Raw genomic sequence first — 23,291 nt, forward strand, 5'->3', positions numbered from 1 at the left:
CTGTGAGTAGCGGGACTACGGACGAGCAGCGCCTGCAGGACCTGGCGCGGCTGCGCCGCGTGAAGGATCGGATCGACCGCGAATACGCCCAGCCGCTGGACGTGGAGGCGCTGGCCCGGGGCGCGCACATGTCCGCGGGGCACCTGAGCCGCGAGTTTAAGCGCGCTTACGGAGAGTCGCCGTACGGGTATCTGATGACCCGCCGGATCGAGCGCGCGATGGCGCTGCTGCGGCGCGGCGGGATGAGCGTCACCGACGTGTGCTTCGAGGTCGGGTGCCAGTCGCTGGGCACGTTCAGCACCCGGTTCACCGAGCTGGTCGGGATGCCGCCGAGCGTCTACAAGGACGCCGCGGCCGACGCCACGATCGGGATTCCGTCGTGTGTCGCGAAGCAGGTCACGCGACCGATCAGGAATCGAGAAGCAACCCCGGCGTCCGGCACGTAGCGTGACCTCCATGAGTCTGAAGATCCTGAACAGCTTCCTGCCGCACACCGATCCCGAGGAGTCGCTGAAGTTCTACCGCGACCTGCTGGGCTTCGAGGTCCGGATGGACGTCGGGTACGAGGGGATGCGCTGGATCACGGTCGGCCCGCCCGGTCAGCCGGACACCTCGATCGTGCTCACCCCGCCGGCCGTCGACCCGGGCATCACCGAGGACGAGCGGCGGACCATCTTCGAGATGATGGCCAAGGGCACGTACGCCACCGTGGTGCTGCAGACCGACGACATCGACGGCCTGTTCGAGCGGCTGCAGGCCAGCGACGCCGAGGTCATCCAGGAGCCCGTCGACCAGCCGTACGGCGTCCGCGACTGCGCGTTCCGCGACCCGGCCGGGAACCACGTCCGGATCAACCAGGCCCGCTGACCTTTCGGAGAAGATGACTATGAGTTCCGACGAGCACCTGGCCGACAGCCACGACCTGATCCGGGTGACCGGTGCCCGGGTGAACAACCTCAAGGACGTCAGCGTCGAGATCCCCAAGCGCCGGCTGACCGCGTTCACCGGGGTGTCGGGGTCCGGCAAGAGCTCGCTGGTGTTCGGCACCGTCGCGGCCGAGTCGCAGCGGCTGATCAACGAGACCTACAGCGCGTTCGTCCAGGGCTTCATGCCGACCCTGGCCCGCCCGGAGGTCGACGTACTGGACGGCCTGACCACCGCGATCATCGTCGACCAGGAGCGGATGGGTGCGAACCCGCGGTCCACCGTCGGTACGGCGACCGACGCGAACGCGATGCTGCGGATCCTGTTCAGCCGGATCGCCGAGCCGCACATCGGCCCGCCGACGGCGTACTCGTTCAACGTCCCGAAGCGCACCGCGACCGGCTCGATGACCGCCGACAAGGGCGCCGGTGAGAAGAAGGTTGTCCGCGAGCAGGTGTACGCCGGCGGCATGTGCCCGCGCTGCGAGGGCATGGGCTCGGTCACCGACTTCGACCTGACCGCCCTGTACGACGCCGAGAAATCGCTGAACGAGGGCGCGCTGACGATCCCGGGCTACAGCATGGACGGCTGGTACGGGCGGATCTTCCGCGGCTCCGGCTTCTTCAACCCGGACAAGCCGATCAAGAAGTACACCAAGAAGGAACTGCACGACCTGCTCCACAAGGAGCCGACCAAGATCAAGGTCGAGGGCATCAACCTCACCTACAACGGGATCATCCCGGCGATCCAGCGGTCGTTCCTGTCCAAGGACGTGGACGCGATGCAGCCGCACATCCGGGCCTTCGTGGAGCGTGCGGTGACGTTCACGATCTGCCCGGACTGCGGCGGTACCCGGCTCGGCGAGGAGGCCCGGGCGTCGAAGATCAACGGGCTGAACATCGCGGACCTGACCGCGATGCAGATCACCGACCTGGCCGCCTGGGTGCGGAAGCTGAAGGCGCCGTCGGTCGCGCCGCTGCTGAAGGCGCTCGGCGAGGCGCTCCAGTCGTTCGTGGACATCGGGCTCGGGTACCTGTCGCTGGACCGCCCCGCCGGAACGCTGTCCGGCGGTGAGGCGCAGCGGACCAAGATGATCCGGCACCTCGGGTCGTCGCTGACCGACGTGACGTACGTGTTCGACGAGCCGACGATCGGGTTGCACCCGCACGACATCCAGCGGATGAACGAGCTGTTGCTGCAGCTGCGCGACAAGGGCAACACCGTGCTGGTCGTGGAGCACAAGCCGGAGACGATCGCGATCGCCGACCACGTGATCGACCTCGGCCCGGGCGCGGGTTCCGGCGGCGGCGAGGTGGTGTTCGAGGGGACGGTCGAGAAGCTGCGCACCAGCGGGACGCTGACCGGGCGGCATTTCGACGACCGGGCCTCCGTGAAGGACTCCCTACGCTCGCCGGCGTCGGTGATGGAGATCCGCGGCGCATCGCTGAACAACCTGCAGGACGTCGACGTCGACGTACCGCTCGGTGTGCTGACGGTCGTGACCGGGGTCGCCGGGTCCGGGAAGAGTTCGCTGATCCACGGGTCGATCGCCGGCCGGGACGGCGTGGTGGCGATCGACCAGGGCGCGATCCGGGGGTCCCGGCGTTCGAATCCGGCGACGTACACCGGTCTGCTGGACCCGATCCGGAAGGCGTTCGCGAAGGCGAACGGCGTGAAGCCGGCGCTGTTCAGCGCGAACTCCGAGGGCGCCTGCCCGGCGTGCAAGGGCGCGGGGGTGATCTACACCGAGCTCGGCGTGATGGCGACCGTCGAGACCCCGTGCGAGGAGTGCGAGGGCAAGCGTTTCCAGGCGGCGGTGCTGGAGTACACGTTCGGCGGGCAGAACATCGCCGACGTACTGGCGATGCCGGTGTCGGAGGCGCTGCCGTTCTTCGCCGACGGCGACGCGCGGACGCCCGCCGCGGAGAAGATCCTCGAGCGGCTCGCCGACGTCGGCCTCGGGTACGTGTCCCTCGGCCAGCCGCTGACCACGCTGTCCGGCGGTGAACGGCAACGGTTGAAGCTGGCCACGCACATGGGGGAGAAGGGCGGCATCTACGTCCTCGACGAGCCCACCACCGGCCTCCACCTCGCCGACGTCGAGCAACTCCTCGGCCTCCTCGACCGCCTCGTCGACGCCGGCAAGTCCGTCATCGTCATCGAGCACCACCAGGCCGTCATGGCCCACGCCGACTGGATCATCGACCTCGGCCCCGGCGCCGGCCACGACGGCGGCAAGATCGTCTTCGAAGGCACCCCCGCCGACCTCATCAAGAAGCCGAAGACCCTGACCGGCAAACACCTGGCGGAGTACGTCGCCTGACCTCACTTCACGTCTGCCGACGGCAGCTTTGCGCCCCTTCGTCGGCCGCCCGGACGCGTCGCGCCCAGCGGTCGGCGTCGGAGCCGAGCAGTTCGTCGGCGACGCAGCCCATCACAACGATCAGGGCGACAACACCGGCCATCAGGAGTCCCGCGAGCAACATGTCCTGATCGTCGGATGAATCGACGCGCCGGGACAGTGGCAAGAATGCCTATCTCCGATAGATTCTGGTCATGCATCGGGTCGCGGTGGTGGCGTTCGACGGGATCCACGCCTTCGACCTGGCGATGCCGCTGCAGGTGTTCAGCACGGCGCATTCGCTGGAGAAGGAGCCGGGCGAGTTGTTCGGTCCGCCGCTGTACGACGTACAGGTGTGTGGCGACGGCCGTGACATCGCGGTCACCGGCGTCGGAGGCGTCGAGATGTACCGGTACACGCCGCCGAACCCGCTGGCCGCCGCGATCGAGGCGGACACCATCATCGTCGTCGGGGTCACCGCGAGTCCCGAACCACCGAGCGACGCACTCGAGCTGCTGCGGAGGGCGCACCGGCGCGGCATCAGGATCGCGTCGATCAGCTCCGGGGGAGCGCGCGTGATGGCGGCCTCGGGTCTGCTCGACGGGCGGCGGATCGCGACGCACTGGTCGCGTGCGGACCTCCTTGCCGAGCGCTACCCGCAGCTGATCGTCGACACCGACGTACTGTTCATCGACCACGGCGACGTGCTCACGTCGGCCGGCGCGGCCAGCGGTATCGATATGTGCCTGCACATGATCCGCCAGGACTTCGGGTCCGCCGTCGCCGCTGACGTCGCCCGGCACATGGTCGTACCCCCGCAGCGCGACGGCGGCCAGGCGCCGTACATCGCGCATCCCGACCCCGGCGACGACCACGGATCACTCGAGCCGGCGATGCGGTGGCTGCGGCAGCACCTGGGGGAGCCGGTCACCTTGGGCGACATCGCGTCGTACGTCGGAACGAGCCCGCGGACGCTGAACCGGAGATTCCGGGAGCAGACCGGTACGACGCCGCTGCAGTGGCTGCTGCGGCAGCGCGTGCATCACGCCCAGGAACTGCTCGAAACCACCGACCTGTCCGTCGAGGAGATCTCCAGGCAGTGCGGCTTCGGTACCTCGGTCGCGATGCGCCAGCACTTCGCCAAACACATCAGGACGTCGCCGATGGCGTACCGGCGTACCTTCCGGGCCCGCTCCGACTAGCGGCTGCCGCAACTGGTCAGGAATCGAGAAGCACCGGGTGGTGGTGCGGAAATAGCGTGGGAGTCGTTGAAGGGCAAGACCACAGAAACCGGAGATGACGAGATGACCAGCACGCAAGGTGTCCAGACGATCCTGCACCCGGTGACCGACCTCGAGAAGGCCAAGCCGGTGTACGCCGCGCTGCTCGGCGTCGAGCCGATCGCGGACTCGCCGTACTACGTCGGGTTCGAGGCCGCCGGCCAGCAGATCGGGCTGGTGCCGAACAGCGACATGACCGCGCCGGTCGCGCACTGGCACGTGACCGACATCGAGGAGCGGATCAAGGCGATCGTCGAAGCCGGCGGCACCGTCAAGTCGCCCCCGAAGGACGTCTCCAACGGACGCCTGGTCGCCACGGTGACCGACCCCGACGGCAACGTCCTCGGCCTCCTCCAGGACCCGTCCTGACCATGTGCACCCTCCCTCCGGAGGTCCGCGCCGCCCTGTACGGCGCCCACCGCGAGGCCGACGCACCGCCCGACCCAGCGGAAACCCCAATGCCGGAGGAGGAGCCCGTAGGGCATCATCTGGTGCATGACTGAGCGAGCAGCACATGCCGAACCGGTTCGGCATGTGCTGTTCGATGCGGATGGGGTGCTGCAGGATCTGCCGGGTGGCTGGTACGCCGCGATGGAGGCGTATCTCGGTGGGCGGGCGGAGGAGTTTCTGCACGAGACCTGGTCCGACGAACTGCCGATGCTTGCCGGGCGGGGCGACTACCTTCCGCTGCTCGCGGCGTCGCTGGAGCGGTACGGCGTACGCACACCGGCGACCGAGGTGTACGACGCGGTCTGGAAGAACATCGTGCTGATCGAGGAGTCGCTCGACGTCGTCCGGGCGCTGCGCCGCAACGGGTACGGCGTACACCTCGGGACGAACCAGGAGAAGTACCGCGGCGCGCACATGCGCACGGCACTCGGGTACGACGAGTTGTTCGACGTCAGCTGCTACTCGTACGACCTCGGCGTGGCGAAACCCGACCCGGCGTTCTTCACCCGGGCTGCCGACCGGATCGGCGCCGACCCCGACACGATCCTGTTCATCGACGACACCGCGAAGAACGTCACCGGCGCTCGCACGGCCGGCCTGCGCGCCGACCAGTGGGACTTCACCCAGGGCCACGACACCCTGCACGCGCTCTTCGAGCAGCACGGCGTCGACGCCCGGATCACGGCCTGAACAAGCGCTTGCCTTCCGCGTCAGCGGCAGGTGAGGATTCTCGGCCATGAGACGACGAGACTTCCTCGGCCTGACCCTGGCAACAGCCGCCGCCGGCGCCGCCACCACGCTGCCGGCCCACGCCACCGCACCCGCGCTCGAGCTGACCCGCCCGTACCGCGTCTTCAGGAAGCGCGGACTCAGCGCCGGCGCCTGGGTGACAACGCCTCAGACCGGGCGGTACGTCCCGAGCGCCGCGGAGTGGCTGCAGTCGTCGTTCACGCAGCCGACGTTCTACGAGCGCGACTTCTACAACCCCGCGCTGATGAGTTCGCTGCCGAAGAACACCCCGTGGGGGATCGCGGCGTACCCACGTGACGACAACTGGGGACAGCTCAACCGCGGGCCCGCGCCGGACGAGCAGGTCCTCTGGACGCCGGCGCAGCGCGCGAACGCGAAGAACCTGCTCACGTTCAACGTCGGCGACGAGGAGTCGTACAGCGAGCAGGTGGTCGAGTGGCTGCGGCAGTGGTTCGGCGTCATCCGCACGCAGGTCGGCGACGACGTACTCGTGCACAACAACCAGCCCGGCGTGCTCTGGCCGGAGCCGCAGCTGCACACGTACGTCGAGTACGCGAAGCCGGACCTGCTGACCACCGACTGGTACCACTTCCAGTCGCCGGCGCCGTACGAGACCGGGAACGTCAGCGACCCGTACGACGACATCGCGCACTACCGCCGGGTCGCACTGGCCGGGCTGGACGGGGACTACCGGCGGCCGATCGCGTTCGGGCACTACTCGCAGGGCTACAAGGGCGGCGGCGACGCGTACAACTACGTGCCGTCCGAGTCCGAGCTGGCGTTCCTGTACTTCATGCCGTGGACGATGGGCGCGCGCTGGGTGATGTACTTCCGCTGGGAGCTGGACCCGGCGGTGTTCCTGTTGAACCGGCCGGACGGCAGCCACTCGCCGCAGTTCGGCCAGCTCGGGAACATCGTCCGGCAGAGCCGCACGCTGTCGCCGTACCTGGTGCAGCTGCTGACCGAGGACGTGCACTTCGTGACCGGCGTCCACCGCGATCCGGCGGGCGCGATCGTGCCGAACCGGAAACCGGAGTGGATCGACTCGTTCACGCCGGATCCGGCGGGGATCGTCGGGGTGAGCTCGCGGGACATCGGCGGCGCGAACGATGGGCATCCGGGAGATGTGCTGATCGGCTCGTTCCGGCCGCTGCCGGGGGTCGGGTGGCGGCCCGGGCGGCGCGCGTTCATGGTGCTGAACGGGCTGATCGCGCCGAACCCGTCGGGTGACTTCGACGCCACCGGCGGGTTCGCGGCCGGCGGCCGGCAGGAGATCACGCTGACGTTTGCCCACGGCAAGCAGTTGCTGCGCGCGGACCGGCGTACCGGACGGCTGATCCCGGTTCCTCTGCGTCGTACGTCGGGAACCGAATCGCGGGCGACGATCACCGTCGACGGTGGATTCGCGGACCTGTTGATCCTTGACTGAGTAGGGTCGGGGGAGTGGACCTGCGCGCGATGTACTCCGCTCTGCCGGGCGCGACCGCTCTCGGCGCGATGACCGACGCCTGGCATTGGAGCAACGCGCCCGGGCTCGACTCGAGCGCGGCGCTGTCGGGGGAGCAGGCGTTTCAGGCGTTCGCGCTGGACTCGTACGACGAACGTCTCGCGGTCGCGCTGCTGACCTTCTGCCGCGAGCACAGCGACCAGCTGCTGCGTGATCTCCCGCTGGTGGTGGCTGAAGGGTTCAGCCACCCCGGGTACGGCTTCTCGCTGGTGGTTGCGATGTCCCCTGAGGTCCACCGGCTGTATCCGGATGAGCCGGAGGTGAACGCGGCGGTGCGGGCGGTGGTCCCGGCGTACCGCTGCGAGTTCGCGGGCGACGAGGACCTGCGGGACGCCGACTACCGGCACAACCGCGCGGCCGGCGTGCAGGGTACGAGGTGGGACCGCATCGAGCCCCGCCCGTACTTCAAGGTCCGGTACCGCGGCGACAACGGACACCTGGCTGCCCACCGTGGGTTCGCCCGGCCGGAGTTGATCATCTCCAGGGTGACCAGGGACGCGCGGCGCGACGATCAGTTCATCGAGTTCGAGAACTACCGGCACGAGGTCTACACCGTCACCTGGAAGGACGCCTGGATGCTGACCGGCCCGGACGGCGTACCGACGCCGTACGCCGACCCTGCCGCACTCATCGCCGTGGTCAACTCGATCATCGGGATCTGAGCCACATGTCGACGCACGCAGAGCGAAACCGGGCCGTCTGGGACGAGCAGCAGAGCCGCTGGTTCAGCAGCCGCGCCGAGCAGCAGTGGGCGGCTGAGCCGCACTGGGGGATCTGGGCGACCCCCGAGACCGAACTGCACGTCCTGCCGGAGTTGGCCGGCAAAGACGTGATCGACCTCGGTTGCGGTACGGCGTACATCGGCGCGTGGGTACTACGGGCCGGCGGACGCCCCGTTGGCATCGACAACTCAGCCGAGCAGCTGACGACGGCGCGGGCGCTGCAGAAGAAGTTCGGGATGAGCTTTCCGTTGATCCACGGCAACGCCGAGAACGTCCCACTGCCGGACGACAGCTTCGACCTCGCGATCAGCGAGTACGGCGCGAGCAGCTGGTGCGACCCCGCACTCTGGATCCCCGAGGCCGCGAGACTCGTCCGCCCGGGAGGTCGGCTGATCTTCCTCCGTAACTCGACCCTCGTCGAACTCTGCACAGCCCCGCAAGCGCCGGTAGCCACCCGCCACCTCAGTCGTCCGTACGCCGACGTGGCCGGCATCGCCCGGTCCGACGGCGGTACCCACTTCCAGCTTCCGACCGGGCCGATGATCAACCTCCTCCGGGCGAACGGCTTCATCGTCGACGAGCTCACCGAGTACGTCGCCCCGTCCGGCGCCCAGTCCGCCTTCGACTACGTGACCCCGGAATGGGCTGCGAACTGGCCATCGGTCGAGGTCTGGAAAGCCTCACGCCCGGCGGACCTCAGCGTCGGCTCGCCAGGCGGTGCAGGCGGGCTGCTGAGATGAGGAAGAAGACGCCGCCGAGGAGTGCGTAGCCCGCGACGGTGGTGAGTGTGGGGTTCGCGCCGCCTCCCATCAGGATGAAGCTGGCGCCGGCGAGCACGGAGATTCCGCCGCTGAGGATCATCGGCCACTGGCCCCCCAGGCGGTAGCGGAGGATCGCCACGATCAGCTGGACGATGCCCGCGGTGATCGCCCAGGCGCCCCACACGCGGAGCACGCTCGGGATGCCGGACGCTGCTGCGATCCCCACCCCGACCGCGGCGAGCAGGCTCAGCGCCATGTTGACGTACAGCGGCACCTTCGGGCGCGAGGAGCCCGACGTACGGAAGTCGATGACCGCGGCGGCGACGTCGAACAGGGGATAGAGCACCAGCAGTACGCCGACACCCGGGTTGATCGTCTTCGCGATCGCCATCATCAGGATCGCCCAGACGAGGGCGAACCCGAAGCGGACGTAGTACAGCGTGCGCAGCGTCGTGGTTCCGTCGCCGGTCTTGAGGGTTGCAGTGGACACCAGATCTCCCCAACGGAGTAGATAGAACGATCGGTACACCTGAAGTGTGCACCACCGACGCCTCCATCCGCAAGACCGATCGTTCTATCTGCTACCGTCGACAGCATGGGAACGCAGATCTCGGAAGCGCGGCTGCGGCTGCTCACGACGGCGACCGGACTCTTCTACGCCGAAGGGATCCACGCAGTCGGCGTCGACCGGGTGATCGCCGAGGCGCAGGTCACGCGCGCCACGCTCTACCGGCATTTCCCGAGCAAGGACGACCTGACCGTCGCGTACCTGACCACGGTGGACGAGGCGGTGCGCGCCCGCGTGGAGACCGCCCGCAGCACCGGCAGCACCCCCGACGACGTGATCCGGGCGGTCGCCGAGTCCATCACCGACGACATCAGCAGCAAGGGCTTCCGCGGCTGCGCGTTCCTGAACGCCGCCGCGGAGTACCCCGATCCGACCCACCCCGTCCACCAGGCCGTCCGCAGGCACCGCGACTGGTTCCTCACCACGATGACCGAGCTCTTCACCGCCACCGGAAAACCCGACCCTGAGCCCGCCGCCCAGCACTTCGTGATGCTCCGCGACGGCGCCATGACCGCCGGCTGCCTCAGCGACCCCGAACCCATCTGCGAGACCTTCGAACGCGGCGTCGACGGCCTGCTCAAGTACCGCAGCCGCGAGGCCTGACGCCGCCTGGGTTGACCTTGACCTTAGGGGAATGCCGAAGGTCGGCTTCAGGCGCACCAGCGCCGCAGTCGAGAGGATGGGACCGACGTGCTGAGTATCGGCGAGTTCGCGCGGGCGAGCGGGCTGACCGCCAAGGCGCTCCGCTTGTACGACGAACTCGACCTGCTGACGCCCGCCGCGGTCGATCAGCACAACGGCTACCGGTACTACACCGACGACCAGGTCGAACAGGCTCGCCTGGTCGCCCGGCTCCGGTCGGCCGCCGTACCGCTGCCGCGGATCGCAGCGATCATCCGGGCAGCCACTCCGCAGGCCGCCGCCGACGAGGTGCTGTCGTACTGGCGCCACGTCGAGACGGACCGCGCCTCGGCCCGCGAGGTCATCACTTCTCTCGTTGCCCTTCTCAAAGGACAGGACAACACCATGGCATTACCTGAAGCACTGAACCTCAGCCTCGGCGAACTGATCGCCGGCGTGTACGAGGACCACCCGGACGCGGACGACCTGACGCGGATCGCCGAGGCCCGCCGCCGCGCCCGCGCGCTGACCGACCTCGGCGAGCAGCTCGTCGACCACTACGTCAGCGAGGCCAAGCTGAGCGGCGCGTCGTGGGGCGAGATCGGCGACGCGCTCGGCGTGTCCGACAAGAGCGCCGAGCGTGCGCGTACGTCGGACGTCTTCGCCCGGTACACCAACCTGAACCGGCACTGCATCGTCCTCGCGCAAGAGGCCGCCCGTACCCACAAGCACGACCTCATCGGCACCGAACACCTCCTGCTCGGTCTGCTGTCGGAGCCAAGGGGGCTGGCGTACGACGTACTGACCGCGCACGACACCTCCGAGCAACAGGTCCGCGACGCGATCGAGACCGCGCTGCCGGCCGCGGGGGAGCAGGCGATCCAGGGGCACATCGCGTTCGGGCCGGACAGCAAGGAGTCGATCAAGGAGACCCTCCGCGCGGCCGGCGAACTCGGGCACGACTGGGTCGGCACCGAACACACGCTGCTCGGGCTGATCCGCGTCAAGGACAGCGGCGCGGCGCAGATCCTGCGTGGTCTCGGCTTCACGTCCGACGCTCTGCACGAGACGATCAAGGCCGAGATCGCCGCGCGGCTCGCGGAGTAGTTGCTCAGGACAACGGCAGGAGTGCGTGGCAGGCGTCGACGTTGTGGAGTTCGATGTCGCTTCGGCGGTGTTGTTCCCAGGTCTGCCGGTTGAGCCGCCACCGGTTGAGCAGGGCGGGTTCGCCGCGGCGCGTCGCCCAGTCGAACCCGTCGGGCGCGTACCCGAGGGACCGTGAGATCGCGTTCGATCCCAGGTTGTCGACGAACGCGTCGCTGCTCGCTTCCTTCGCACCGAGCCCCTCGAACGCGAGGTGGAGGATCGCCTGACGCATCTCCTTGCCGAGCCCTCGGCCGCGGTGGTCGACGGACAGCCAGGAGAACGACGTGACGGTCCCGAAGGTGGAGAAGTTCACGCCGATGACGTCCTGCATACCGACCGGTTCGCCGTCGACGACAACCACGAAGTACAGCCGCCACTTGACGGCGTCGATGTTCCCGCGGCCACGCCACATCGAGCGCAACCACTTGGCCACGCGGAGATCCGGGTCGGTTTCGAAGAACGAGATCGGATCGTCGTACGGCGTCGGCTCGGCGTGCATCTTGCCCGCATGAACCACGGGGGCGAGCTGGTCCAGCAGCTCGTCCGTGGCGGCGCGCAACTCCAGTACCGGCGTACCGACGCGCACATCGAGGAGGGGATAGCTCAGCATCACAAGGAACCTTACTGGTTGAAGGCAGGGAACAAGCGCGGCGGGGGATAGGTGGCGTCGGTCCAGCGGGCTGGCCTCGGCCGTACGCAGCCCGGCGGCCTCGCGCCGCAGGTACGCCGGCCCGCCGTGCCCTTCGCCGTCCACGCGCCGCGTCTTGACGATGACCGGCTCGTCGCGGTCGAACAACAGTCGTGTCACCGGCGCCCACTCGTGACCGATCTGCTGCGCACCGACGACATCGGGCCGATGTCCCCAGACGTCCGCGAGCCCGTCGAGTACTGCGTCACGTCGCTCGTCCGTCAACGGATAGTGCATCTCAGCTGTCCTGGTACTCGGCGAAGATCTCGTCCAGGACGTGTTTCGCGCCCGCGGCGGTCTCGGCGTCCTCGGAATCGTCGTACGTGGACCGATAGGTTGCGAGTGCCTTCCAGAGCGCCCAGCCGCGGCCGCGTGCCCAGGTCGGATCGTCCACCGACAGCCGATTCCGGAACGCCTGCCGGCCGTCGGCGGTCAGCAACGTCCAGGCGATCGCCAGGTCGCAGGCTGGATCGCCGACGCCACAGGTCCCGAAGTCGATGACCGCCGACAACTGCCCGTTCTCGAGCAGGAGGTTTCCCTCGGCGACGTCTCCGTGGAACCAGCGGTCGACACGGTCCCAGCGGGCGTCGACGGAGTTCGCCCAGATCTCCCGCGCCAGTTCGACGTCGACGTACGCCTCGAGTTCCTCGAAGGCGGCCTGGGCGTTCTCGTCGTACGTGCGCAGCGTGCCGCCGCGGTACCAGTTGTGAATGCCCGGCTGCGGACCGTCGGTGGCGTCGACCCTCTGCAAGGCGACCAGGAATCCGGCCAGGTCGAGCGCGAACTGCACCGGATCCGCGATCCGGTCCGCCGTAGCAGTCACACCGTCGAGCCACTGGTAGATCGACCACGGATGCGGGTACGCCGACGTTGGCTCACCTTGCGCCAACGGCACCGGGATCGGCAACGGCAGCAGGGGAGCGAACACCGGAAGCCACCGGTGCTCCTTCTCGACAGCCTGGGCGTACTCCGCCGCGCTGGGCATCCGCACGACCATGTCGGCACCGAGGTGAAACGTCCGGTTGTCCCAGCCGCCGTTGTCCACCGGCCGCACGGCAAGAGCAGTCCACTGTGGGAATTGCTCCGCGACAAGACGACGTACCTGAGCCGCCTCGATCTCGATGCGCTCCGGCACGGGACCAAGATCCGGCGTCTCACTCATCCCGACAGCATGCACGACATCGTCCGGCCGATCCTCCGGTTTTCTCGACAGCGCCTCGCCGGTTGCTGTTTGATCGGGTGATGCCGCATCCTCGACGTCGGCTGCGGCTGCGGCTCCGGTCCGCTGTCAGCGGCGTTCCGCGACAAGGGCGCGATCAGGACCGGCTTCGACCAGAGCACCGCCATGCTCGACCTGGCCCGCCAACGCCTCGGCGCTGACGCAGACCTCAGCAACTGGCACCGTCCACTCCAGACAATGACTTCAGCTTCATCTTCTTCACTCTCGAGGCGTCCTGAGACCCGGTTCAGGTGATACGGAGAAAGACCGGCTCTGGGGGCGCGACGCGATCGCGGTTGCCGAGCTGGCATTCGAGGCGTGCGGCCCCACCTGGGCAGAACGGCGTGAGTTCCGTGGAGATCGTGCGGCAGGCCTGCACGACGCGGCTGAGTAGTTGGTGGACGAGGCGCTGATCGCCGCCGGCGTTCCTGAGGAAATTCCATGGCTCTGCTGAGTTCAGGAGCTGATTGGCAAGGTCGACGGCGGCAACCAAGTGCCCGGTTGCCGACCGGAAGTCCGCGATCCTGAGGGCCGCATCGACCTTCGACGGCAGCGCGGCGCAGACGGCGTCCAGACCTGCGCTGTCCCAAGTCGGGCCGATCGCGGGTTCGCCATCGCGGCAGAGCTGCCCGTCGAAGTACTGGTGCAGCAAAGTCACGGTCCGATTGGCGAGGTTGCCGAGGCCGTTGGCGAGGTCGGTGTTGTACGCCTGCCGCAGACGTGCGGTGGTGAACTCCGTGTCGCCGAGCAGCGGAACTTCGCGGGTGATCCACCAGCGAAGGGCATCCGCGCCATAGGTGTCGACCAGGTCGACTGGATCGACGATGTTGCCGGTGCTCTTGGACAGCTTGGCGCCGCCCAGGTTGACGTAGTCGTGCACATGGATGGTGGTCGGTAGCGGCTGACCCGCTGAGAGGAGGAGCCCGATCCAGTACACGGCGTGGAAGCGTGTGATGCCCTTGCCGATCACGTGCACGCGTTCGCCGTCGCCTGCCCACCAGGTCTCGTACTCCTCGCGGGGGCGGTCGACGCCGAGCGCGGTGATGTAGTTGGTGAGTGCGTCCCACCAGACGTAGATCACCTGGCTGGGGTCGCGGGGGACAGGGATGCCCCATCCACCCGCACGGACAGCTGGACGAGACACACTGAAGTCCTCGAGGCCTTTGTCGAGGAACGCGAGTACTTCGTTGCGCTTCTGGGGTGGGTTGATCGCGAGGGCGCCAGAGGTGATCGCGTCCTTGATCTGATCCTGGTAGCGGGTGAGACGGAAGAACCAGTTGGTCTCCGTCACCTGCTCCGGCTCGGTGCCGTGCTCAGGACAGGCTCCGCCGATCAACGCGTCCAGCTCGTGGAACTGCTCGCATCCGACGCAGTACAGACCCGTGTAAGTACGCCGATAGAAGTCGCCCGCATCGGCGCAGCGCTGCCACAGATACTCGACGGCGGGCCGATGACGTGGGTCGGACGACGTACGGACGTAATCGTCGCAACTCAGCTCGAGCTGCCCTTGGAGCGCCTGGAAGCGGTCGGCGGCATGGTTGACGAAGTCCGCGACCTGCTCTCCGGCATTCCGGGCAGCGAGCACGTTCTTCAGCGCGTGGTCGTCGGTCCCGGACAGGAACCGGACCGGCTGACCACGAAGCCGCCGGTGGCGCGCGAGCACGTCAGCCTGCACGAACTCGAGCGCATGCCCGAGATGCGGCGCCGCGTTCACGTACGGGATCGCGGTCGTGATGTAGTACGGGTTCATCAGTGGGATTCCTTCCCTGTCAGATCGGCAGGGACCCACATCAGCTAGAGCCCACCACCGTGGGCTCGCCTCACTCGGTTTCAGCGCGCGACGAGATTGCCCACCAAGGGGCCCATCATCCGCTGCGCAATGAACATGCCCACGACGATACGACCGAACCCAGCATCCGGCCATTTCATTTCTGGCAGTCGAAGGCGGCAACCTGTCAGAGTGCTGGTTATGCCTGAGGTTGTCGTTCCGCTGACCGTTCGCAATCTGACCGAAGATGACCTGCCCGCCTGCGGCTGGTACGGGACAGCGACGGATCTTGCGTACCTGGCCGAAGCGATCCAGCGCGCCCGTCGCGGCGAGGTCGACTACCTAGCGGTCTGCCCACCCTCCGGCCTGTCGGTCGCGGTCGGCGGCGCCGACTACACGAAACCATCCGGCGCAGCGACAATCTGGCAACTGTCGGTCCAGCCGGAACTGCGGTCATGTGGAATCGGCACGGTTCTGATCGCGGCCTTGGAGCAGCGCATCCGCGCCCGCGGGCTCCATTGGGCCGAGCTCGGAGTGGACGACAACAGCTCGCGACCACGCGCCTTGTACGAACGACTGGGCTACACGGCAAGCGGCACCGAAATCGGCTCATGGAACCAGCAGACCGCGGACGGATCCACGACCCGCTACCAAACGCGGATAACGCTGATGCGCAAGCAACTGATCTAGATAACCACGCCGCCCACAAGCACAAGAACGTCCGCCAATGGCTGGCAAAATAGGTCGCCGGAGCAACGAGTTGGAGCAGCGTCGGGCCTCAGCCGACGAACGCGATCGCGTTGCCGTCCGGGTCACGCACGATGAAGTCGGTGCCGCCCCACGCTTGTTTGGTCAGCTTCTGCACGATCTCGGCGTCAGCGGCCAGATACTCCGTGAAAAGTTCGCGCACGTTCGGCGTATCGACGAACGCCATGATGAGCCCTTCTCGTTCCGCGGCACCGGCCGCGAACACCGGCTCGTGTACGAACTTCAGGTGCAAGGTCGCGCCGTCGCGCGACACCGATCCGTAGAACGGCGGGTTGCCGTGCAAGAAGTCGATCCGGAAGCCGAGCTGGTCCCGATAGAACGTGGCCGCGGCATCGACGTCGACGACGTACAGCACCGGTTTGGCGCTCGCGACTGCCGTGTCCTGAGTCTCCGGCTGCTCGTTGGTGGGCGGGGGCCGCTTCCGTGCTCGCCCTGAGTTCGGCCCAGCTGGCGCAGCCCGCTTCGAGGGCGATGATCTCTTGGGCTTCGGTGAGGGGAAACTTCAGCGCGAGTGCTTCGCCGTCGGACAACGCGCGATAGCGCGCGAGCTGTCGGATGCGGCCGCCAATCGAGAAGTTTCCTTCGCGGTGCCAGCGAACGAGCAGTTTCGCCTGCTTCTTGTAGGTTTCGAGCTTGGGCATGGCGCTCCCTCTTCGGTCTTGAAGTAGGTGGGCCTTGCCCTTTCGGCTTGTTGTGCCGTTGCGCCCTACGACCGGGTTTGAACCCGCGCCTGCGACGTCGAGATTATCACAGCGAATTGGCCCTCGGCCGCGTGAGCGCCATCCCTGTTCAGGAACCAACGATGCGCAAGCAACTGATCCAGAAGCTGATGCGCGGGCGGGTTGGTACCGGCTAAGCGGTTGCGACCTGGACGGCGTTGAGGATGCTCGACAGGCTCGCCGGGTGGGCCAGCTTCAGGTTCGCGAGCTCACCGGGCCGGAACCAGCGAAGATCGTCGTGCTCCTCGGGTGCGGCGTTGACAGGTTCTCCGGCCCAGCGCGTGACGAGGAACGCGTGCATGTCGAGGCTCGGGTCGCTGATCGTCATCGGGATGGGTACCGGATCGTGGACCTGGACCCCGAGTTCTTCGAGGCATTCCCGACTGACAGCTTGGTGAGGCAACTCGCCCGCCTCGACATGCCCGCCGGCGAGGTCCCAGCAGTCGGGATACCACCGGCGCGATGGGTGGCGATGCACCAGGAGCACGAGACCATCGCGCACAAGTGCAGCAACTGAGATCCGAGTCGGGGCAACCATGGCGGCACTCTAGACGCGAAAGCACCTTGCATGCCGCGTGCCGTACGCGTGCCGCCGCCTACTGTCCGGCCAGCTTGGCCACGACTGGCGCGAGTGTGTCGGCGAAGTCGGCGCCGATGACGAAATACGAGAAGCCGATCTCTTCGCGTCGGCGTTGGATTTCTTCGGCGGCTGCCGCGGGGTCACTCGGAAGTATGACGAGCGAGTCGGCCGCGCGGAGCGCCGCGGTGTCGAGGTTGGGCGGCGCCATGAACGGCGCGACACCGTCACCGACCGCGGCGACGTGCTGAACGAGTTCGACATCCCGGCGGCCGGCAAAGTCGCGTACCCGCTTCGTGGTTTCGACCCGATCGTCTTCCGGTGGGAGTACGAACGTGACGGCGTCAGCGACTTCGAGGGCGAGCGCCTGCGACTTCGGTCCGCTCACCGCCATGACAACCGGCGTGTGCAGATCGGGGCCGTCAAACGTACGCAGGGCGGCCACGGTATCGCGCATTCTGGTACGCCGCTCAGCCGGCGAGACGGCAGGCAGCCCCAGCTCGACTTCGATCCCGGGTCGGCCGGCGCCGATGCCCATCTCGAAGCGGCCTTCCGTAAGTACTGAGAGTGAGTGAGCTTCCCATGCTGTGCTCCATGGCTCGCGCAGCGCGGCCGCATAGACCCACGAGCCGATCCGCAGGTCGGCGATCGCCGCCGCGGTTGCCAGCGTGGGGCCAAGTGCCGGTTGCCACGTAGGAACATCGGGCATCAGCAACGTTGAGTAACCACTGTCGGCGATACTGCGCACGCGGTCTCGCCACGTCGGCAGGTCAGACGTGAGCGGGGCAACGACCCCGAAGCGGAACGGCCTGGTCGCTCGGCTGGCCTGGTCGGGCATGATTGTTCTCCTTGAGTCTGGGGGAGTGCTCGGTCCGGTTGCCCTGTCTACGATCCGGCCATCCGGAATCCGACACCGCCGCACCAGAACTTTGACAGGTCGGCGGCATCGTCACCACTGAACGCGGCCGCACGTAACCTGCTTCGGGTGATCGACGTACCGGAGGTCTTCGCCCGATCCACGGTCGAGCGCGAGGGCGAGGCCGGTACTGCGTGGCTGGCCGGGTTGCCCGCCTTAGTGGCTGAGCTGCTGGCCCGGTGGGAGTGCGAGCCGGAAGGCAGGCTGCTGTACGGCGGGGTCGGGGTGATCGTCCCTGCGTGGCGCCGGGACGTGGGCAACGTCGTACTGAAGGTGTCGTTTCCTCATCCAGGTAACGAGTTCGAGCCCGATGCGTTCGCGGCGTGGGGCGGCCGTGGGGCCGTCGTACTGCATGAACGGGACGACGAGCATTTCGCGATGCTGCTCGAACGGGCTCAGCTGACGACTCTCGCGATGGTCGACGACGAGGACGAGATCGCCGCTGTCGCCGGCCGGATCAGTCGTCGGCTGGCCGTCCCGGCGCCACAGTACCTGCCTCGGTTGCAGGATCAGGCGACTGCTTGGGCGGAGCAACTGGAACGAGACTCCCGCGAACTGACACATGGTTTGTCACATGCTGCGGTGGAGGCCGCCCGGGCGACGGTCCGCGACCTGGCGCAGGCGCAGCCGGACGTGCTCATCCATGGTGACCTCAACGCGAGGAACATCCTGCGAGCCGACCGCGAACCATGGCTGGCCGTCGACCCCAAGGGCTACGCGGGCGACCCGGCGTACGACGCGGGCATCCTGCTCAAGACCCGCGCGCTGACCATCCTCACCACTGCAGACCCGGCCGCCGGGTTGCGGCGCAGTCTCGACATCTTCGCCGAGTCCGCGGAACTCGACCGTGAACGCGTCGCACGCTGGGCTCAACTACACGCCGTCCAGTCCGCCTTCTGGGGCCGGCGTCATGGCTTCCGCAGAGGCCGCACCGGCGCCGACCGAGACCGGCTGATCGCTCTGGTCGACGGTCTGGTGGAGCTGCTGACGGCGTGAGCCCGCAGTACTGAGGTGGTCAGGGTCGGGCGTTCAGAACGTGAAGACCGAGCACGGCGTCAAGAAGGGTAGGTGACGGCTCGCAGGACCTTCGCCGGTGCGCCCGCCGCGACGGAGAACGGCGGAATGTCCTGCGTGACAACGCTGTTGGCGCCGATCACACACCTCTCGCCGATCGTCACCCCGCTCGTGACGACGACGTTCGCGCCCAGCCAGACGTTGTCGCCGATCCGCGTCGGCCCCTTGGAATCGAACCCCTGCCACGGCACCGGCCGATCCGGATCGTCGAACCGATGATTGGCATCCGTCACGAAGCACCCGTTCGCCAGCATGCAGTGCGACCCGATCTCCACCAGGTCGAGAGCCGCTACCATCACCGCGACGTTCAGGAACGTCCCCTCGCCGATACGCACCCGCCCCTCGTCGCCCATGGTGATCCACACGTTGGGCTCGAACATCGCGTTGGCCCCGACCTCGAGCCGCCCGTCCTGCAAAGCCTCCAGCACGTTCCCGTGCAACGGCCACCGCGCGAACGCCCCGCGCCGCATCAGCTCCCAGTGGATCCGCCCCCGGTTCCACGGCAACGAACTCCGCTGGTACCACCGCCACTTCCGCACCCAAACCTTCACCTGCCCACCAAGCTCCTCCACACCCGCCAGGCTACGCGGGCAAGGACCCCACCGAGCGTCAACTCGACGAAGCACCAGCGTGAGTCAGGAATCCTTCGACCAGTGGGTTTTCGTCGTCGGTGTACCAAACCAGCGCGTAGTCAAAGGTGGCGTTGCCTTCGGGGAGGCCTGTCATCCTGGGGCGCGGCAGAAGCGCTCGGCCTGGGCGCCCACGACGGCGACACCATGGCCGGAGACGACGTACGCCGCCCCGGAGACAACTGGCGCCGCCGGACGTTGGAGTGACGGGAGTTGAAGAGTCGGGATTGGCGGGGGTGCGGCGCCCTGATCCCGGCCACGTGCTGTCGGTCGTTAGGCGGCGAGGCGCGCCGGCTCATCGCTGCGGGTTCAGGCGGTCAACGTGACACCTCAACTAGTGCTTGTGATGGTGTTTGAATCCGACGGTCTATCGAGGTCGGTCATTGAGTTCGAGTGCGATGGCGTCGACGGTCGGGTCGGCTCAGTCGGCCTCGGAACGCTGCCGTGCGTCGCGCCTCGCTACGAGACTGCCTGCACCTAATGCAACTCCCCTGCTTTGTGCGCCGATAATGGACATTATGTCAACTAAAGGTCTGCGTATTGTGTCGCGGCGGGCAGAGGGCGGTGCCGGCGATCGGCGCTCATCTGTCGCGTTCGGCGCTGACGATCAGGAAGTTCGGCAGTGCGACGTAGGACTCGATCGCCTCGATTCCGCTGTCTCGTGCGACCTGTGGATCAAGTCTCGGTTCGCACAGTTCAGTGACGCGACAGCCGAGACCGACGACCTCGTTGATGTAGGCCGACAGCGGGCGGTGGAAGTCGGGTGCATGGCCCTCTGGGATCTCGTACTCATCCAAGTACCGATCAAGTTGGTAATGACCGTGATCCCGCCACGTTGGGTAGAGATTCTCGAACGCCGGATGGGTGATCGAGAACACGAACCGGCCGCCCGGCTTCAGTGCGCCGACGCACGCTGCCATCGCCGACTGCCAGGCGGGTATGGCGAGCAGCACCATGCTGCAGACCACCGCATCGAACGGCTGACCAACGTCCCCCGGCAACGTCGAGAGGTCAGCCTGCACGAAGCTGATGCCCTGACGCCGCTCCTGCTCGATCTTCTGAGCGCGCGCCAGCAGTGCGGCAGCCGGCTCCACACCAACGACCTCGGCTCCGCCTTCGGCCAACAGCCGGCTCAAATAGCCTTCGCCACTGCCTGCATCGAGGACTTTCCGACCATCAACGGGCCCCAGCATCCGGAGCAGGTTCCCATTCATCAAGTGGCGCTTGGGAAAGTCGCCCTGATCGTCGTACGCCTCAATCGCGTCAGTCGGCATCGCCGACCACGCTGCGATCGCCTCTGAGTTACTGATCGTGGACATATGGACACACCTCTCCGACGACAGGTGGGCAGGGACAGCCATGTAACCTACCGCCCCGCCAGCCAGCTCTGCATGCGGTTTCACCACCGGGCTGACGACCACCGGACGCCGAATGCGCACGATCTTGATACGCAGGGTGTCGGGTAAAGGTGGGCCTGCCCCGTTTTGACGGACATCCGAGATCAGGAGCTTGTGCTCCGGAAGGATGTTCATCATGGAGTCCATGGGCAAGAAGAAGCCGCGGCCTCGTCGTTCGTTCACTGCTGAGTTCAAGGCCGAGATCGTCGAGTTGTGCCAGCGCGGCGACCGGTCGGTGGGTCAGGTCGCGAAGGACTTCGATCTGACCGAGACCGCGGTCCGGCAGTGGCTGAACCAGGCCGAGCGTGACGCCGGTACCGGTGACGGTGGGATGACCACGAGCGAGCGAGACGAGCTCAACCAGTTACGGCGGGAGGCTCGCCGGCTGCGTGAGGATGTCGAGATCCTCAAGCGGGCCACGGCTTTCTTCGCGAAGGAGACCCGGTGAACTGTTACCCGTTCATCGAGGCGGAGAAGGCGGGCAATCACAGCGTGAAGCGGGCGTGTGAGTTGCTGCAGGTCTCCCGTTCCGCCTACTACGCCGACCGCACCAGCGGCCCCTCGTTGCGCGAGCAGCGCGACGCCGAACTGACCGGCAAGATCGTCGAGATCCACGACGACTCCCGCTACACCTACGGCTCGCCGCGGGTGCACCGCGAGCTGAGGGCCCAAGGCGAGCGGTGTTCCCGCAAACGGGTCGTCCGGCTGATGCGGGCCGCCGACCGGTACGGGCGAACCCCACGAAGATGGAAGAAGACCACCATCGCCGACCCGGCCGCAGCCACCCGCCCGGACCTGATCGGCCGCGACTTCGACATCGACCCCGACCACCCCGGTCAGCTGGATCGCCGCTGGTGCGGTGACATCACCTACATCCACACCTGGCAAGGCTGGCTCTACCTGGCCACCGTCATCGACCTCGCCTCCCGCCGGGTCGTCGGCTGGGCCGTCGCTGACCATCTGCGCACCGACCTGGTCGCCGACGCGCTCACCGACGCCGTCAACCGGCGCCGGCCCGCGGCCGACGTGGTGTTCCACTCCGATAGGGGCTGTCAGTACACCTCGGCCCAGTTCGCCAACCTGGCAAGGGATCTGTGCGTGACACTGTCGGTCGGTCGCAAGGGTCAGTGCTGGGACAACGCCGTGGCCGAGTCCTTCTTCGCCACCGTGAAGACCGAGCTGATCCACCGCCGTGCTTGGCCGACCCGCAAGGCCGCCAGCAGCGCGCTCTTCGACTACATCGAGGGCTGGTACAACACCCGCCGGCGCCATTCCACCCTCGGCTATCTCAGCCCTACACAGTACGAATCCAGCCTCACGGTCACGGCCGAGCAGGTAGCCTGACCACCTCATATCGACCCTGTCCGTCGAAACGGGTCAAGCCCAAGGCCGATGAGTTGCATCTGATGCGTAACTCATCGCTCCCCTGTGACGGCTGCCCGGTGCGGGCCCTTAGTCCAGCCGTGCAGACAATCTGCTTGGCTGTCGAACAGCTCGGGCTACCGGTTGCAGTCTGCGTACTAGCGAAGCGCGTTCAGCTCGTCGAGGACGCGATGGCCGCGCTTGACCACGCCTGGAACGACATCGTGGCGCCCGTGACGGATGGGCCACTCGAGCTGAGTAAGGATCTGTGTCGCTGCGAGCACCGCCGCCCCCTCCCAGCCGACCAGGTCGAGGATTCTCGTCCACAGCCGCCTTCGGGCACCGTCCAGCCAATTCTGGAAGGTGTGCCACTGGAGGGTGGTGAGATCAGTCGCCCGCGTCCCGCTACCTGCGTTCCCGATATCCACGACCGCCACCACCGCTCCGTCACGGACCAGGACATTGTCGGGCTTGAAATCGGCATGGACCATGTCAGGTCCCTCTCGTGGTGGTGGGATGTCGGCACACACGAGCCGCAGGCGCTCGACCAAGGCCGACACCACGGAGGAATACCCCGAAAGCCCGGCGACAGCCCTCGACAAACTCGGAGCTAGGTCTTGACCGGATTCCCGACCGGTGGCCAGCCGCCAGGCGTACGACCAGTGGTCGTAGGGCTCGGAGGCTTGGCCGGCCTGGAGTTCGTTGATCTCCATCAGCTGCTCAACGAGGGACGGGGTCAGCTCTGCCACGGGAGCGGCGTCAATGAAGTCGATGAGGTGCCATACGTGAGTGGCTGTGGCTCCCACTCCGAGCCAGGCCGGGGTGGGATAGCCGCGCCTACGCATGTGCTCGACCACTCGCTGGGTTCGCAACGTCTCGTCCAGCTGGTGGGGCCGTGCCCGGGGCCATGCTTTGAGCACTGCATTTGCCCTTCCGGCCAACTGGACGCGCATGGCACCCACATCGAAGCCTCCGGGCAGGCGACTGAGAAGAGTGACCTCTGCCCCGACCACGCCGGCCACGTCGCGCAGGACCTCGGCTGGCAGCTCTTCGGGCTGAGCGCAACACATGCACAGCATCCTACGGCCGACGAATCGCCGCTGC

At 67.2% G+C, this 23,291-nt stretch carries 27 protein-coding genes; 16 read left to right on the forward strand and 11 right to left on the reverse strand.

The window, feature by feature from the left end:
• Positions 1–2 precede the first annotated feature (2 nt).
• From JOF29_RS19190 to JOF29_RS19200, 3 genes are read left to right on the forward strand one after another with little or no spacing between them, the layout of a single operon-like run.
• Positions 3–446 carry a helix-turn-helix transcriptional regulator gene (locus JOF29_RS19190; RefSeq protein ID WP_209695531.1) on the forward strand — a complete coding sequence of 148 codons (444 nt, stop codon included), beginning with the start codon at positions 3–5 and terminating at the stop codon, positions 444–446.
• 10 nt (positions 447–456) lie between these two features.
• On the forward strand, positions 457–867 hold the full coding sequence (locus JOF29_RS19195) for a VOC family protein (protein WP_209695532.1): 411 nt from the start codon (positions 457–459) through the stop codon (positions 865–867).
• Between the two features lie 13 nt (positions 868–880).
• Positions 881–3,247, forward strand: a complete 2,367-nt coding sequence (locus JOF29_RS19200) for an ATP-binding cassette domain-containing protein (RefSeq protein ID WP_209695533.1) — start codon at positions 881–883, stop codon at positions 3,245–3,247.
• Positions 3,248–3,254: 7 nt separating this feature from the next.
• Here JOF29_RS19200 and JOF29_RS19205 read toward each other — a convergent pair whose 3' ends face one another.
• Positions 3,255–3,410 (reverse strand): hypothetical protein, encoded by a 156-nt coding sequence (locus JOF29_RS19205; RefSeq protein ID WP_209695534.1) that lies wholly within the window; start codon positions 3,408–3,410, stop codon positions 3,255–3,257.
• Between the two features lie 70 nt (positions 3,411–3,480).
• On the opposite strand from JOF29_RS19205, the gene JOF29_RS19210 reads away from it, so the two are divergent.
• The 6 genes from JOF29_RS19210 (at position 3,481) to JOF29_RS19235 (ending at position 8,714) form a co-directional block, all read left to right on the forward strand.
• Complete coding sequence (locus JOF29_RS19210; RefSeq protein ID WP_209695535.1) at positions 3,481–4,467, forward strand: GlxA family transcriptional regulator; 987 nt, start codon at positions 3,481–3,483, stop codon at positions 4,465–4,467.
• Positions 4,468–4,569: 102 nt separating this feature from the next.
• The gene (locus JOF29_RS19215; RefSeq protein WP_209695536.1) at positions 4,570–4,914 is read left to right on the forward strand and encodes a VOC family protein; all 345 of its coding nucleotides are present in this window, start codon (positions 4,570–4,572) and stop codon (positions 4,912–4,914) included.
• Between the two features lie 126 nt (positions 4,915–5,040).
• Complete coding sequence (locus JOF29_RS19220) at positions 5,041–5,685, forward strand: HAD family hydrolase (RefSeq protein ID WP_209695537.1); 645 nt, start codon at positions 5,041–5,043, stop codon at positions 5,683–5,685.
• Between the two features lie 46 nt (positions 5,686–5,731).
• Complete coding sequence (locus tag JOF29_RS19225) at positions 5,732–7,174, forward strand: hypothetical protein (protein ID WP_209695538.1); 1,443 nt, start codon at positions 5,732–5,734, stop codon at positions 7,172–7,174.
• A gap of 14 nt (positions 7,175–7,188) precedes the next feature.
• A complete protein-coding gene (locus JOF29_RS19230; RefSeq protein WP_209695539.1) occupies positions 7,189–7,914 on the forward strand; it encodes a hypothetical protein in 726 nt (241 codons plus the stop codon).
• A 5-nt stretch (positions 7,915–7,919) separates the two neighbouring features.
• Positions 7,920–8,714: a class I SAM-dependent methyltransferase gene (locus JOF29_RS19235; protein WP_209695540.1), complete on the forward strand. Its 795-nt coding sequence runs from the start codon at positions 7,920–7,922 to the stop codon at positions 8,712–8,714.
• Here the strand turns inward: JOF29_RS19235 and JOF29_RS19240 are convergent.
• Positions 8,671–9,225, reverse strand: a complete 555-nt coding sequence (locus JOF29_RS19240; protein WP_307863464.1) for a hypothetical protein — start codon at positions 9,223–9,225, stop codon at positions 8,671–8,673. The genes JOF29_RS19235 and JOF29_RS19240 overlap by 44 nt on opposite strands.
• A gap of 105 nt (positions 9,226–9,330) precedes the next feature.
• Here JOF29_RS19240 and JOF29_RS19245 point away from each other — a divergent pair, with 105 nt between their 5' ends.
• A complete protein-coding gene (locus JOF29_RS19245) occupies positions 9,331–9,906 on the forward strand; it encodes a TetR/AcrR family transcriptional regulator (RefSeq protein WP_245357668.1) in 576 nt (191 codons plus the stop codon).
• Positions 9,907–9,993: 87 nt separating this feature from the next.
• Entirely contained in the window at positions 9,994–11,031 is a 1,038-nt protein-coding gene (locus JOF29_RS19250; protein WP_209695541.1) for a Clp protease N-terminal domain-containing protein, read from the forward strand.
• Between the two features lie 4 nt (positions 11,032–11,035).
• Here the strand turns inward: JOF29_RS19250 and JOF29_RS19255 are convergent, their stop codons facing one another.
• Together JOF29_RS19255 and JOF29_RS19260 are read right to left on the reverse strand one after the other, a co-directional pair.
• Positions 11,036–11,995: a GNAT family N-acetyltransferase gene (locus JOF29_RS19255; protein WP_245357669.1), complete on the reverse strand. Its 960-nt coding sequence runs from the start codon at positions 11,993–11,995 to the stop codon at positions 11,036–11,038.
• A gap of 1 nt (position 11,996) precedes the next feature.
• On the reverse strand, positions 11,997–12,920 hold the full coding sequence (locus JOF29_RS19260; RefSeq protein ID WP_245357670.1) for an aminoglycoside phosphotransferase family protein: 924 nt from the start codon (positions 12,918–12,920) through the stop codon (positions 11,997–11,999).
• A gap of 123 nt (positions 12,921–13,043) precedes the next feature.
• Here JOF29_RS19260 and JOF29_RS19265 point away from each other — a divergent pair, with 123 nt between their 5' ends.
• Positions 13,044–13,232 (forward strand): class I SAM-dependent methyltransferase, encoded by a 189-nt coding sequence (locus JOF29_RS19265; protein WP_245359125.1) that lies wholly within the window; start codon positions 13,044–13,046, stop codon positions 13,230–13,232.
• Here JOF29_RS19265 and metG read toward each other — a convergent pair.
• On the reverse strand, positions 13,225–14,727 hold the full coding sequence (gene metG, locus JOF29_RS19270) for a methionine--tRNA ligase (RefSeq protein WP_209695542.1): 1,503 nt from the start codon (positions 14,725–14,727) through the stop codon (positions 13,225–13,227). The genes JOF29_RS19265 and metG overlap by 8 nt on opposite strands.
• A 129-nt stretch (positions 14,728–14,856) precedes the next feature.
• On the opposite strand from metG, the gene JOF29_RS19275 reads away from it, so the two are divergent.
• Positions 14,857–15,435 carry a GNAT family N-acetyltransferase gene (locus JOF29_RS19275; RefSeq protein WP_245357671.1) on the forward strand — a complete coding sequence of 193 codons (579 nt, stop codon included), beginning with the start codon at positions 14,857–14,859 and terminating at the stop codon, positions 15,433–15,435.
• An 88-nt stretch (positions 15,436–15,523) separates the two neighbouring features.
• On the opposite strand, the gene JOF29_RS19280 is transcribed toward JOF29_RS19275, so the two are convergent.
• From JOF29_RS19280 to JOF29_RS19290, 3 genes are all read right to left on the reverse strand, one after another.
• On the reverse strand, positions 15,524–15,868 hold the full coding sequence (locus tag JOF29_RS19280) for a glyoxalase superfamily protein (RefSeq protein WP_209695543.1): 345 nt from the start codon (positions 15,866–15,868) through the stop codon (positions 15,524–15,526).
• A gap of 497 nt (positions 15,869–16,365) precedes the next feature.
• Positions 16,366–16,770 (reverse strand): NUDIX domain-containing protein, encoded by a 405-nt coding sequence (locus JOF29_RS19285; protein WP_209695544.1) that lies wholly within the window; start codon positions 16,768–16,770, stop codon positions 16,366–16,368.
• Positions 16,771–16,828: 58 nt separating this feature from the next.
• Positions 16,829–17,647 carry an LLM class flavin-dependent oxidoreductase gene (locus JOF29_RS19290; protein ID WP_209695545.1) on the reverse strand — a complete coding sequence of 273 codons (819 nt, stop codon included), beginning with the start codon at positions 17,645–17,647 and terminating at the stop codon, positions 16,829–16,831.
• Between the two features lie 147 nt (positions 17,648–17,794).
• Here JOF29_RS19290 and JOF29_RS19295 point away from each other — a divergent pair, with 147 nt between their 5' ends.
• Positions 17,795–18,721 (forward strand): aminoglycoside phosphotransferase family protein, encoded by a 927-nt coding sequence (locus tag JOF29_RS19295; protein WP_209695546.1) that lies wholly within the window; start codon positions 17,795–17,797, stop codon positions 18,719–18,721.
• Between the two features lie 59 nt (positions 18,722–18,780).
• On the opposite strand, the gene JOF29_RS19300 is transcribed toward JOF29_RS19295, so the two are convergent.
• Both JOF29_RS19300 and JOF29_RS19305 read right to left on the reverse strand, forming a co-directional pair.
• Entirely contained in the window at positions 18,781–19,371 is a 591-nt protein-coding gene (locus JOF29_RS19300; RefSeq protein ID WP_209695547.1) for an acyltransferase, read from the reverse strand.
• A gap of 638 nt (positions 19,372–20,009) precedes the next feature.
• A complete protein-coding gene (locus tag JOF29_RS19305) occupies positions 20,010–20,963 on the reverse strand; it encodes a class I SAM-dependent methyltransferase (protein WP_209695548.1) in 954 nt (317 codons plus the stop codon).
• On the opposite strand from JOF29_RS19305, the gene JOF29_RS19310 reads away from it, so the two are divergent.
• A complete protein-coding gene (locus tag JOF29_RS19310; RefSeq protein ID WP_209695549.1) occupies positions 20,962–21,273 on the forward strand; it encodes a transposase in 312 nt (103 codons plus the stop codon). The two genes, JOF29_RS19305 and JOF29_RS19310, sit on opposite strands and share 2 nt — an antisense overlap.
• Positions 21,270–22,169, forward strand: a complete 900-nt coding sequence (locus tag JOF29_RS19315) for an IS3 family transposase (RefSeq protein WP_209695550.1) — start codon at positions 21,270–21,272, stop codon at positions 22,167–22,169. The genes JOF29_RS19310 and JOF29_RS19315 overlap by 4 nt, the downstream gene beginning before the upstream one ends.
• Positions 22,170–22,345: 176 nt before the next feature.
• On the opposite strand, the gene JOF29_RS19320 is transcribed toward JOF29_RS19315, so the two are convergent.
• Positions 22,346–23,266, reverse strand: coding sequence for a phosphotransferase (locus JOF29_RS19320; RefSeq protein WP_307863469.1), 921 nt, complete (start codon positions 23,264–23,266; stop codon positions 22,346–22,348).
• Positions 23,267–23,291: the final 25 nt, after the last annotated feature.

This window comes from Kribbella aluminosa (assembly GCF_017876295.1).
GTDB classification, from domain to species: Bacteria; Actinomycetota; Actinomycetes; order Propionibacteriales; family Kribbellaceae; genus Kribbella; species Kribbella aluminosa.